Here is a 13,116-nt window from a genome sequence, read left to right as displayed (position 1 = left end):
ATCTTTAAAATGATCTATCATGGCCAGATTGAAAAAAGGCATTTTTAACGGCTTTTACGGCGTTATCGGCGGCGTGGAAGGGTATGAGCTGAACGGACAGTACATCCTCCGCTCTCGGCGCCGCAAATCCACCAGGCCGCCTACGGAAAAGCAGCTGGCCTGCCGCCTGAAAATGAAATTGGTAAATGATATGCTGAAGTGCTTCCCTGATTTCGTGAAGCTAGGTTTTGCCATCGCCGCACAAAACCAAACTTTCACCGCTTACAACGCTGCTGTGGCCTACCAACTTACCCATGCCATCACCGGCAGCTATCCTGCTTACGAGATCAACTATAGCCAGGTGCTGGTAGCACAATCCTCCGCCCCTGCTATTCAGGTAACTGCCTCCGTCTCTGTCATCGCACGGTCACTGCAGTTCACCTGGCCCCCTCACCTTACCTACCCGCATAGTACAGACCATGCCATGCTGCTGGCCTATTCCCCCTATTACCGGCAGGCAGTAGTTAACCTCTGCGGAGCCAAACGCAAACAGGGGACAGAAACCCTACCCATACCTGAAAGCTGGAACCTGCAACACCCCATCCAAACGTACCTCGCCTTCCGGTCAGAACAAACCGGCGCCTGCACCAATAGCATCTACCTTGGAAGCATCGAACAATAAGATCTCCATACCCGAAACAAGCATCGTTAACAAGCCATTAACCGATGAAAATGGTAAAATTCGTAACATGCACCTACTAACGGTAGCTCAAAATAACTTGTGGGGGTTGGTGGCCTATCTGGCCAATCCATTAAGCATTTCTAACGGTATACGATCGTAAACGTTCTTCATTTTCATTTCTTCAACCATCATCAAAAATCTCAACACTATGAAAAGAACCAGACTCTTTTTCTCCGTATTGGCGTTGCTTACTGGCGTAGGCAGCGCATGGGCATTAAATGCTCAACCAGCCGCTGACCAGATATATCACGACTGGATCGACTGGAATGGGCAAACCATCCTGTATTCGGCCACGCAAACGCAGGCACAGGGCTTTTGCTCGCCTTCGATCGATGTATGTCTCCGGGCAAAGGACAATGTGTTGATCTATACCAGTGGTTATCTGCCGTGGTAGTATAGTAATGGGCGGTTATTAACGATAACCGGGGTTTTGAACAAGCGATGGATTTAGAACGATCTGGTTAGCAGGTATGGGCCACAGAAGCCCTGTGCTTTTCCAGCCGGGCTTTAAGCTTTGCATCAGCCCATCCGCATTACCGGCGCGTTTTAAATCCATCCATCTGTGTCCCGATTCGGCGAAGAATTCTATCCTTCTTTCATGGCGTATCAGCGCCATCAGGTCCGTCGCGTTCATATTTGGCTGTGTTTCGCCAATAAGCGGCAGACCGGCCCGACGTCTTATGATATCTATGTCTCTAATAGCCGCGGGCAGTAATCCCTGTACTGTATTACACTCTGCCCTTATGAGGTAGATCTCGGCAAGCCGTAGCAGGTTGGTATATTCAGTAACCTTGAAATCCGCAGATGCATCCAGCCGTTTTCTGTATTTGAACGGGTAGTTATAAGTGATACCGTTATTGTTTTGCGATGCCACCCAGTTCGTTTGCCGCAGATCGCCTGGTTCAAAGGCGCTCATAAGCGAGGTAGTAATCGCAAAAGAAGGACGAATACCGGCGCTGGGTATAAACAGAAAACCATCCATCGTGTTATAACGCTGAATCACAGGCTGTATTTGCAGTATAGCTTCTTTACTGGTTAGCAGGAACACACTATCCGGCCCTACCAGCCGGTAGGTGCCGGAGCTAATGATCTGGGTAGCTTCCTGCAGGGCCATTGGCCAGTTTTGTTCGTAGAGATACATTCGTGCCAGCAGCGCAGCGGCACTCCATTTATTGGCCCTGGCCCGGTCGCTGGTAGGATAGTTTTCTTTAAGTAGTGCCTTGGCATCCCGCAGGTCGGTAAAGATCGATTCTTTTATAACAGCCAGGGGTATCCGGGGCATGGTTTCAATAATCAACTGATCGGTGCTGGTAACTAAGGGTACTTCTCCAAAGAACTGCATCAGGTAGAAATAAAGAAAGGCCCGGAAAAACTTTGCCTCCCCGGTAAGCTGGTTTCTCAGGCCGGCATCCAAACTTTCACTGGCAGCTAACCCTTCTATGCAGGCGTTGGTGCGGTAGATGAAGTAGTAGGTGTTTCTCCAGAATATAGTTTCGAGCGTGGTATTGCCGGAATTGAGCGTGCTGTTGGAGAATTCAGTGATCGGTACGGTCAGGCCCGTGTATACGAGTTCGTCTGCGTACAGTCCTCCATAAACAGATGCCCCGGCGCTGAAGAAGTTACTGGTGGATGATATGCCTTCGTATATACCGGTTACGGCTGCGATGGCGGAGTCGGGGTTTTGAAATATCTGCCGCCCTGCCACTTTATCGAGCGGTACGTCGGCTTTAATAAGAGAGCAGGCTTGCACCAGCAGGCAAAGGAGTAAAGAGAGTATAGTTTGTTTAGGTGTCATTAGCATCGTTTGTGGTGGCCATTAGAGTGTTAAATGAATGCCTCCGGTGAAAGTGGTAAGCGTACCAAGCGAAAGCACATTGGCTGTTTCAGGATCTCCGGCTTTGTACGGACTAATGGTAAACAGGTTCTGCCCTCTTATAAAAACGCTCAGGTGCTGGCAATGTACCCGTTTGGCTATCTTTTCGCTTACCACGTAGGTGAACGACATTTCCCGGCATTTGAGGTAGTCGCTGGCGGTAAATGCTTCGCTGGAGTTGATGATCATGGTCTTGGTGCTGTTGGCTTCACTGGAAGAAAGTGCGGAGGGCTTTTGATAAGTGGCCTGGTCGCCGGGGTTTTTCCAGTAGTCAAGTGTTGCTACTATATGGTTGGTAAGGCCTCCCAGATATCTGTCTGACAGTTGCATGGAGTAGACGTAAGATGGCGCCATCTGCTTCCTGTAATCGAACCGCGCACTGAGCGTAATACTTTTCCAGCGGTATTGAATAGACAAGCCGGCAAGCAGTACAGGATCGAGTGAGCCTATGGGCTGATAGTCTGCCACATTGTAAATCCCGTTGCCGTCTCTATCGACGAACTGGTAAAGGCCGTTAGCCGAAGACACACCGGTTGACTTGAATTTATTAAGCCCCGTTATGGGCTGGCCTACCTGAAAGAGGGTGCTGGTCTGCCGGTCGGCGTTGGCAATGGAAAGCACTTTATTACGCGGCCGGGCGAAGTTGGCAGCTATATGCAAACTGGTTTCGTCGCGTTGAATGATGTCGCCTCCTATTTCCACCTCTATGCCGGAGTTGAGCACCTTGGCATCGGTATTACGCAGCATATCGGGAAAGCCCGCCTGGGCAGGTAGCTCTGACTTCAATAGCTGATTGTAGCTTTTGTTGTGGTAGTAGGAAAAGGTGGATTGTAAGCGGCCCTTGAAAAATCGCAGGTCAAGCCCCAGCTCTTTTTTTAGTGATAATTGCCAGGTAGCGCGGGAGTTGAAGGGATCCTGCGGACTGATGCCATTCACCCCCTGGTAAGGGTTGTCGCCCCCATTGCCGGCCCATACGGCCTGGTTCTGGTTATCGTCTATGTCGTCACTACCAGTGATCCCTATACTACCACGAAGTTTACCATAGAGCAGCTTAGAGTTGTTGTGTTTTAACAGTGGTTCTTCAGAGAAGATCCATGCGCCGCCAAGTGACAGAAAGCTTCCTGTGTTGCGCAGCGGACTAAACCTGCTGCTTACATCGCTCCTGTAGGTAAAGCTGGCCAGGTATTTTTTCTTGCTTTGGTATCTTATCTGGGTAAACAGGGAGCCGTATACATATTGAGACCGGTTATGGATATTGAGGTAGTTGTGGGGAGCGTTTTCCATTGTTATCAGGTCGGCGTCGCTGGTATATCCGTCTCCTGAGAATAAAGTGCTTTTGCTGGTGATCTTTTGAAAGGAAGCGCCGATAAGCAGGGTAATATCGCCTGGTATAAAACGGGGATAGTATTCCATTACCGGTTCAACAATGTAACCCAGTATGCTCCTCTTTGCAAGCGTATAGCTGCCCTCCCTGTTGGCTACGGACCACGGGTTCTGACTGGCGATAGGCAATTGATCGGCTTCGTTGGTGGCCAGGCCACTTAAACCAGCGGTGGTTTTGATCAGCACGTTGGAAAGGGGCCGCCATTTAACTATGTTGCTGAAAAGGAAGTTTCTTTTGGCAAAAGAATAGGTTTTTAGAAAATCAGCCCGCGGGTGGTTGATCCCCGGCTCCCAAATCAGTTCGTTGTTGTCACCAAGGTTGCCGGGAGCATTGGGCGGAGTGAGCACGCCTATTAGTGATCCGGTGAAGGATTGGCTGAAGTCGTAGGAATAGCCCATAGAAGACCGAAATTGGAAGTTCATGTCATTGGTGGAATAGTCTGTAACAACGTTAACGTTGGTGCGTTGATAATACTGATTAGCCGAAAACACAGTGGTTTGTTTGAGGAAACCACCTCCGATACGGGTTTGAAGATTCCGATTACCCATGGTAACGGCAATATCGGCCTCAGTGGTTCGGGCGTTTTTACCTATCAGCTCCTTCTGCCAGTTGGAATACAGGTTAGGGTCCCACAGCGTTTGATCGGGTGAGTATCCTTTATCGGTGGGAATGTTGCTGGGGGTTAGCCCGTCATTACGGAAGGCCACCTTTCTCATAGTAAGATACTCTTGCGTATCCAGCAAGTTGTATTTTCTCGCTACACGGCCCACGCCGTATACTAAATCAACATCGAAGGTGGTTCTTCCCGGTTTTCCACGAAAGGTTTCTATCAGTATTACGCCATTGGCGCCACGGGCTCCGTAAATGGCGGTGGCTTCTGCATCTTTCAGTATAACGATAGACTTAATGGGTCCGAACATCTGCAAGCTAAACGGACTCACGCCACCGTTTACATTTTGCGAGGAAATGGAAGGACGAAGATTGATCGTTGATAGATTGCCCGCGTAGGGTATGCCATTGATCACATATAACGGTCCCGCTCTGCCGGTGAAGGAGCTTCTCCCTCTCAATTGCACCGAAACCGTACTGTTGGGCACTCCGCTGGTTTGCTCCACCAGCAGGTTGGGAACGGCACCCTGCAGGTTAGTAACTGCATTGTCGTTGCCCAGCGACTGAATGTAGGTGAAGTCTAAATGATCAATCGATCCTATAGTAGACCGTTCGGAAGCTTCTGACATGCCCGAAACAAAAACATCATCCAGGCGCTTATCAGCAAAATGCAGTTGTACGGCTATAAACCGCTGGTTAGGCGAGAGCAATAGGCGCTGCTTCTCGTACCCGATAAAGCTTATATCGAGCAGTGTATCTGCCTTACTAATAGGCAGGGTAAACCTGCCAGCATGGTTGGTACTAACACCTCTGTTCTGGCCATACACGCGTACCGTAGCTCCGGGCAGGGCCTCGCCGGTGGTGTCGGTTACCAGACCCGTTAATGTAGTAGGCTGCAATGGCAGCTCAGCGCTGGTAATACTGCTATCTTTCTTTGTTGGTTCGCGGAGCACCACCATACTGTCCCTTAGTTCCCAGGTATAACCCTTCGGGGTAAAACTTTCCTTTAAGAGCTGGGGTACCGTAACACCGTGGGCATCCACCGTAAATCCCCCTGCTGTAAGGTCAAACCTTCCCGTAATTTCAACGTTGGTCTGTTCCTTAACAGCTTTTTTAACGTCTAACAGTGTTCCATTCTTCAGCACCAGTGTTACCTTACGCTGAAGTGGTGGTATGTCTTTCCCCTGAGCAAATAAGCCGGCAACGTGTACAAAAATAGTTAGCACAAATAGGTATACGCCCTTATGGCATAAAAATCGTCCCATAGTATTTATTTAGCTATCCCCCTCTGTCTGAGGTTTTTCTACCAATATGTCAAAGCAAACAGGGCATAAAAACAAATAAGGATAACATATATCTGTAATGATTTACAGTTGCAATGGTTGTGTGTCAATTTAATGTTGGCACCAATGGCATTTGTATATAACTACTGCGGCAACCCATTTTTTTTCTAAATTTTTTTGCCGGTTTTGTCACTATTGCCATTTTGCTTTGACATATAGGTATAGGTTTCCCTCAAAATAACCATCCACGATATGCTGCTATGTAACGTGACCGGTTGTAGCATTTTTATTTAGTCAGGTCGAACATATTTTCAAATCATCAAAACAATTTGTTCAAGAAATGCAAGATGAAGAATTAATTGAATTATTAACAGGAGGTGATGAGGGCCTGGCCGAAAAGGCATTTAATGTAGTATACGACAGGTATAAGGCTTCTGCCATTCGTGCAGCGGCCTATATTACCAAAGACGCGGAAGACGCAGCGGATGTGGTACAGGATGTGTTTGCGGATCTGTGGCAGAAACGCGCAAAGAAAGAAATTGATGGCAATTTGGGAGCCTATTTAAACCGGGCTGCCCAACATCGCGCCATGAACATGCTAAACAGTGGCATTAAAAGGAAGAAAAGACATTTCCATCATGAAGAAAAGTACGGTATGTTAAGTGATCAGATGCTGAGACAGGAAAAGCTAAAACAATTAATAGAGGCGGTAGATAAAATCGCCCCTGAACCATATGCAAACGCATTTAAAGACTCAAATATATACGGAGAAGAGGACCAGGACGTAGCCGACAAATACAATATACCACTCAGGCGCGTAAGGTATCTTACTTCGAAACTCACGGCAAAACTTAGATCGATTTTTAACCCAAAGTAAGCAGCTAGTAATGCTTAGTAACATAACCACTTATCTCCTCTAAAAATGATATTATGAAAAAGAGTACCCGGCAAATTACCACCCTCATAATTGCTGAAATCACCGGATCGATAACCCATCATGAACAAGAGCTGTTAAACATGTTAGTGAACAAATATCCTCAGGTAAAAGCTTTACACGGCTATTTGCATGAGAACGCATTGCTCGTAAAAGAACATATTTCGGCAGTAAATGAACACGAAGCTTTAGAGATCATAAAAAAGGTGAAACAGCAAACGGAGCGGAAAAGAATAAAAATAATACCCCTGGCAGCGGCCGCCTGCATATTGGTGGTGGTTGTAGTAGGTATTGCCCTTTGGCGACCGGCCATGCGCAAGCACCCTCCCAATCTGGCAGACATCACGCGGTTTAGCCGCATCACGCTTTTAATTGGCCGGGATACCCTCCCTATAGCCGATACGATGGTATTAATAGATGCTACCAACGGCATAACAATGAAGAGCGGCCCTTTGCTCGCAACCATGAAGAAAGAGTACAGGGGCGCTAGAGCAAAAATAGTGGTACCGGCCGGCAAACAATGCAGGGTGGTAATGAGCGAAGGCTCCAGCGCTATGCTCAATGCTTTTTCCCAGATGGATTTTCCGCTGGTATTTGAGGAAGGAGCACGATCCGTTGATCTGCATGGCGAAGCATATTTCCGGGTGGCGGCTACTAAGGCACGTCCCTTTAACGTCCATTCGGCCAATGCAACAGTAAACGTATTAGCTACCGAATTCAATGTTAACAGCTACGATAACCATCACACGCGGGTAGCGCTGTTTTCAGGCGAGGCAACAGTTTCCGGAAGCCATACATCTGTAGCGCTGAAAACAGGCTATGCGGCGGATATAGTGGGCGGAAAGCTGGCTACCATGCGATTTGATCCCCAAAAGGAAGTTGGCTGGATGACACGCATTATACACATGGAAACAAGAGATGAAAATGAAGTAAAGGAGATTGCGTACAGGTACTTTAACGTAAAGCTGGAAATGGATGGTTGGACAACGGATAAAACCGCATTTGCAGTGATCAATCTTGATAAGCCTATCGAGGACTTTCTCACCCAGTTGATCATTGAAGGCGATATTAAGAAAGATAAAAATGGAACTTATCATATAAAACTAAAATAGATGGTTAATTAGATCCTATAAAATCCTGACTTGGCTTGAACCAATCAATTAGTCAGTTGTGTTCAGGCCCGTATTACACCCGGTTTGTTAACCCACCGTTAGTAATCGTGAACAGCCGGTAATTCCTTACTGGCTTTTTTCATTTTTGCCGCTGCTGCATAACAGCAACTAATTCGCTTCCCCTAAAAAATATACCGGATCTCCTAAGTTTTAACATGCAATATTATCGCAATTTTGAAGTAGCGAGAACAACAACTGCTTTTGCACCACCAACTGCCAGATAGCGCTTGCGGCCAAACAATTTTGCTTTTTTTCATGAAGAAAGGTTTCAGTTTATGCTGAAACCTTTTTTGCATGGAAACTTTTAAGACGAAGCGCTTTTCGTAGCATAATAATGTTGTCAGGTAGAAAATTATGCTTTCTCCAAAGTTTATAGCCATACTACTAAGTTAAACAATGCCGCACCAAACTATCTTCGTAGTGACAAAGACATAAACCGCCATATCAAGTTTTTAACCCATGAACGATACAAATACTATACATCTTCTTCAAAACTCCTGTTACTGCTGTTGTTGTTGCAAACAGTAACTATTCCATGAAGTTTTATGATATTCCACCAAACCCTAAACTGAATAAGTTCTCCTTATAAATATTTCAACTACTTAATGCTGATCAGCACTACCAATTTGATTGCAAGCAGATTGGTATGGGGAAGCCGAAAACCATCGAAGAGAGTAGGCATTGTTAATGTATTAAAGTTAGCCTTTGAAATTAAAGGCAATGGTTTTTATGAAAAAAGCTCGTATCATTTTAGCCGCTCTGGCTATCTTCGCTACAGTAGGTGGCGCTTTCGCTTTCAAAGCTGCAAGATTTAATGGTCAGCCTATCTGGCATGCAACCAACTCTCTTACCACTGTTTTGAATGGTAAAACGTATGCTACTTTTGGCGCCTTCTATACTTCTGCTGGTGCTACCCTGTATATTTCTACTACAGGTATCAGCTCTACAGTGTATAAAACTACTGCAACATTGCCTCCTACTACCGTTGCTGCAACTGCAACTGACGGTTCTGGTGCAACTGCTCCAATCACTACTTACTCTGCAGTACCTACAGTTACCCGCGTTACTACGCTGAACTAATAGCTATTGCATATTATCTTATCAGCCGGAGTTTAAGTACTCCGGCTGATTTTATCGTAGTAGTATTTCGTTATGTCAAATGTTGAATTATGCGGCTTGCGAGATTTATTGTGATCATTGTTCTTTCACTGGGGTTCCTGGGTAGTATACTGGCTTCTAACTTAGCTAAATACAATGGACAGCCAGTGTGGCATTCAACTTTTTATATCATCAGGGTAACCAACGGGGTTACCTATGCTACTTATGGAAGTTTCTGTACTCAAACAGGTACCACAGTGTTTAGTTCTTCTACAGGTGTGCTATCAACAGTGTCTAAAACCACGGCAGGCTTACCACCTACCAACGTGGTGGGAACAGCGACTAATGGGCTCGGATTTACAACATCTATTTTAACTTACCAATGTATTACGGGGGCTACACTTGTTACGTTTGTTAACTAAGCTTTGGCTTATTTAAATTATTTGCCTTATGAAATCGGCTAAAATTATGCTGGCGTGCCTCGCCTGCGTTACAGTCGTTGGAGGAGCACTTGCATTGAACGCCAGGAGATTTACCGGTTATCCGGTATGGAGAACCACCGATTATATTACTACTGTAGCAAATGGAAAAACGTATGCTACCTATGGCTTTTTTTATACCGGCACCGGTACCACATTATTTATATCCACAACGGGAACACTTTCTACCGTATATAGAACCACCATATCCCTGCCGCCCGTGCCCGTAATAGGAACAGCTACAGATGGCTCCGGCTTTACGGCTGCCATCTTTACGTATCCCGTTACTTTAACCACCACCAGGGTAGTTACTTATTTTTAGCTATAGCATAACTACCCTTGTTGTAGTTAGCGGGTATTCAATCCGGACCGTATACCTTTTGAAGAATAAGGCACTCCGGCTTTCATCCACCCCGGAAGCGGACCGTCTTTGAGGTAATGATTGAAAAACTGCTGCTGCCGTATGGAGTAATCCAATCGAACAGGCGTGCTGCTTAGTACGTGCTCTTCCCCATCGTATTGAAGCATCCATACGGGCTTGTTAAGCCGCCTCAGGGAGTTGAACAGCAGTAAAGAGTGCGCAAATGGAACGGCACCATCTTCTTTGTTGTGTACAAGCAATATCGGTGTCGTCATCTTATCTAAGGTGTAAAGCACTGAGTTGGCTTTATACATATCTGGTTTTGCCCAGGGTGGACTACCCATCTTTAACTGGCCTTCTTCTGTCATTTCTATTAAGCTTTTGCCTCCAAATCCCAGGCCCGCATATTCAACGATCATATCAGATAGTCCTGCGGTTGATTGGGCAGCGGCAAACAAGTTCGTTTGTGCGGCCAGTATGTTGGTAATATACCCCGCGAAGCTATGCCCCTGAATACCCATTCTTTTGGTATCAACCCACTTATATTGCTTAAGATAAGCAACGGAAGAACTTATTATATTGTTAAGATCGCTGCTGAATTCTCCCGCTCTGAAGCTGATATCCGGAATAAATACCAGGTAACCATTACTTACATACCAGGGAATCGAAAGCTGTCCGTTCGGAAGTTCGGGCGACCAAAAACGATTTAGTTCATTACTTCGTAGTTCGTAGTAGTTGTAAATAATGGGATAGGTTTTGCTACTGTCGAAATTTTCCGGCTTGTAAAGTATGCCTGTACCTTCTCCCCCTTCCTCAAGCGGCCAATGGTGAATTTCAGCAGTAAGCCAGTTGTAGTTGGCCTGGGGAGCAATAGAAGATAGTTGTTTGAAGTGTTTGAAATCGTCAGTAATAAAAACATTAGGAGCTTCCCGGGCCGTTTGGCGCGTTACGAGGTATTCGTTCGAGTTGCGGGCTTTTAGCGGGGCCCTGGGATGGTCTACATAGATATTGGGAACAAAGTAGAGACAATCGTCTAAACCATGGTCGGTCAGTTCATTTTCTTGATTAAGCTGTATAGTAAAAAAGCCGTTTCTTTTAGTCTGTTGATCAAGTGCTGCTAAAAGAAGCTGACTTGTTAATTCGAACTGGCTCATTTTATCTTCATCGATGCCTGCACGTAGTAGTATCTTATGCTTACTTCCAAAACTTTTGGTAAGATTAACAGGACGTTTCTTAGCTGAGGGGTCCACCTGCCATATATCATACTGATCATAAATCAACAACGCTCCGTCATTTTTCAACCATCCTGCAGTTCCTATCGGACCCGCCACTTTGGCAATGGTTCCGGGATTGATAAGTGATCCTGATATGCCATCAGATATATTTCGGGTAATACCCGATTTTATCTCATACGTGTAGTAGTGTTTTGATATGGTGTCGAACCAACATACGAACTGCTCGTTGGGAGAGATCGTCATGCTGGTTTGATTGGAGGCAATAGTCTTTCGTTTACCATCGCGAATGGATAGGAGATCGTAGGTATCTGCCAGATCCGGATTCCAGTACATATCTGCCATAAAGGTGGAAGGCCTTACAAGGGCATAACGGCTGCCGATGGAGCTGGCAAGCATGGTGTCCTGATTTTCGATCTGTATCAAATTATTATTGTAAAGATTAAAAGCAGCCGCATACTTGCGATTCCTTATTTCGCCGGCGGTAAATGCCTGGTTGGATTGAAGGAAAGCATCCTTATAGTTCCAGATATCAACGTTTGCTGCAATAACAGTGGTATCTACCGCTGGAGCTGCTGTTTCCTTCCCTAGTCGCAAAAGAATAGCGCTTCCATCTTCTGTAAACCTGGGTGGCTCATCTGCCACATAAAAACCTTTTTTTATGCTACGGCTGCCGGAGGTTATTTTTGCAATGGCACTGTCTCCACCCGCCTTAAAATAAAATATTTTATTCTCCTCTCCTTTCAGTAAAAAGCATAGCTGCTGCCCCTTCTGGTCAAATGTAATGTCATCGGGCACCGGACCAGTGTAAATCACTTTTTCTTTTCCCGTGCCTATATCTACCTGTGTTAGTTTATTCTTGCTGAAGTACAGTAGGCTACCACCCGTTTCATTTAACCAATACTTCGTAATATCATTATATGATTTTATGGTGGATGATTGCAGGTCGCGCTGTAGCAGATTTCCTTCTCTTAAAAAGAATATCCACTTGCGGCCACCCGCTTCACAGTATTTTAGTTCGCTGGCGTTGGGTATATATTGAAGCGTATCTTCTCCGCATTTCAATATTCCGGCCTTTTTATTTGCAATGAACAGCACGTAGTTACCTCCATCGATAAACCAGGCCTGCTGTAGAGAATCAAGTACCTTTTTGTAAGCGCCCTGGGTGGACTGCAGAATTTTGGTATCTCCTCCAGCCTCACCACCATAGTTATAAAGCACATACCTGCCATCATCAGATATGTGGTAATCACGCAATTCTATCCAGCTTTTGTAGGTATCGTTGTTAATGACCGGCTTTTGTGCGTGAGCAATAAAGCTTCCAAAGCAAAGCAATGCCATGCAGAAACAGACTCTTTTCATATTACACACCGAAATTAGTTATGGAACGAGGGCTTTCAAATTAAATGTATTAACGTTCCGTGAAATTACATTGCAGTATAGAACGCAATAATTGTGATAACGTACTATTAAATATTCGAGAAATTAAATAGAAGTGGAATAGTGATACTCTTTCGCTCCAAATTATAACAATGGGGTACTAAACAGGAAATTATCATTTGAGGTAGATTTAGTCAGTATTCATCTTAAACTTAGCCTTTGTAGTAAAGGCAGCATCCTTATGAAAAAAGCACGTATAATTCTCACATTTATAATCCTTTCAGCCCTGGCTGGCGGCGGATTGGCCTTTAAATTTAACGGTCAGCCTGTTTGGCGGATTACCGCTTATCTTATAACTATAATCAGCGGTAGAACTTATGCAACTTATGGAGTCTTTTATACCTCCAGCGGAGTAACATTATTTATTTCAACGGCTGGCTTTATTTCCACCGTTTATAAAACTACAGCTATCCTGCCGCCTACAACTGTTGTCGCTACTGCAACAGACGGTTCCGGCCTAACCACTCAAATAACTACTTACACGGTAATAAGTACTGTAACAAGGGTAACCGTACTTAACTAACACCCAA

The 13,116-nt window shown here is 45.4% G+C and carries 10 protein-coding genes; 7 read left to right on the top strand and 3 right to left on the bottom strand.

What is annotated here, in order from left to right:
- Positions 1-19: 19 nt before the first annotated feature.
- On the top strand, positions 20-661 hold the full coding sequence (locus tag CPIN_RS15945) for a DUF6266 family protein (RefSeq protein ID WP_012790852.1): 642 nt from the start codon (positions 20-22) through the stop codon (positions 659-661).
- Between the two features lie 208 nt (positions 662-869).
- Positions 870-1,115 (top strand): hypothetical protein, encoded by a 246-nt coding sequence (locus tag CPIN_RS15940; protein ID WP_012790851.1) that lies wholly within the window; start codon positions 870-872, stop codon positions 1,113-1,115.
- Between the two features lie 18 nt (positions 1,116-1,133).
- Here the strand turns inward: CPIN_RS15940 and CPIN_RS15935 are convergent, their stop codons facing one another.
- Positions 1,134-2,516 carry a RagB/SusD family nutrient uptake outer membrane protein gene (locus CPIN_RS15935; protein ID WP_052306818.1) on the bottom strand — a complete coding sequence of 461 codons (1,383 nt, stop codon included), beginning with the start codon at positions 2,514-2,516 and terminating at the stop codon, positions 1,134-1,136.
- A 21-nt stretch (positions 2,517-2,537) separates the two neighbouring features.
- Entirely contained in the window at positions 2,538-5,852 is a 3,315-nt protein-coding gene (locus CPIN_RS15930) for a SusC/RagA family TonB-linked outer membrane protein (protein WP_012790849.1), read from the bottom strand.
- A gap of 358 nt (positions 5,853-6,210) precedes the next feature.
- On the opposite strand from CPIN_RS15930, the gene CPIN_RS15925 reads away from it, so the two are divergent.
- The 4 genes from CPIN_RS15925 to CPIN_RS15910 all read left to right on the top strand — a co-directional run bounded on the left by CPIN_RS15925 (position 6,211) and on the right by CPIN_RS15910 (position 9,875).
- Complete coding sequence (locus CPIN_RS15925) at positions 6,211-6,747, top strand: RNA polymerase sigma factor (protein ID WP_012790848.1); 537 nt, start codon at positions 6,211-6,213, stop codon at positions 6,745-6,747.
- Positions 6,748-6,800: 53 nt separating this feature from the next.
- Positions 6,801-7,916: a FecR family protein gene (locus CPIN_RS15920; protein WP_012790847.1), complete on the top strand. Its 1,116-nt coding sequence runs from the start codon at positions 6,801-6,803 to the stop codon at positions 7,914-7,916.
- Positions 7,917-8,705: 789 nt separating this feature from the next.
- A complete protein-coding gene (locus CPIN_RS15915) occupies positions 8,706-9,056 on the top strand; it encodes a hypothetical protein (RefSeq protein ID WP_012790846.1) in 351 nt (116 codons plus the stop codon).
- A gap of 468 nt (positions 9,057-9,524) precedes the next feature.
- The gene (locus CPIN_RS15910) at positions 9,525-9,875 is read left to right on the top strand and encodes a hypothetical protein (RefSeq protein ID WP_012790844.1); all 351 of its coding nucleotides are present in this window, start codon (positions 9,525-9,527) and stop codon (positions 9,873-9,875) included.
- Positions 9,876-9,901: 26 nt separating this feature from the next.
- Here the strand turns inward: CPIN_RS15910 and CPIN_RS15905 are convergent, their stop codons facing one another.
- Positions 9,902-12,508, bottom strand: a complete 2,607-nt coding sequence (locus tag CPIN_RS15905) for an alpha/beta hydrolase family protein (RefSeq protein ID WP_083781110.1) — start codon at positions 12,506-12,508, stop codon at positions 9,902-9,904.
- Positions 12,509-12,767: 259 nt separating this feature from the next.
- On the opposite strand from CPIN_RS15905, the gene CPIN_RS15900 reads away from it, so the two are divergent.
- On the top strand, positions 12,768-13,109 hold the full coding sequence (locus CPIN_RS15900) for a hypothetical protein (RefSeq protein ID WP_012790842.1): 342 nt from the start codon (positions 12,768-12,770) through the stop codon (positions 13,107-13,109).
- Positions 13,110-13,116 lie beyond the last annotated feature (7 nt).

The organism is Chitinophaga pinensis DSM 2588, assembly GCF_000024005.1.
Lineage (GTDB): Bacteria > Bacteroidota > Bacteroidia > Chitinophagales > Chitinophagaceae > Chitinophaga > Chitinophaga pinensis.
The sequence above is the reverse complement of the archived record's forward strand: the minus strand, read 5'-3'. Positions and strand labels throughout refer to the sequence as shown.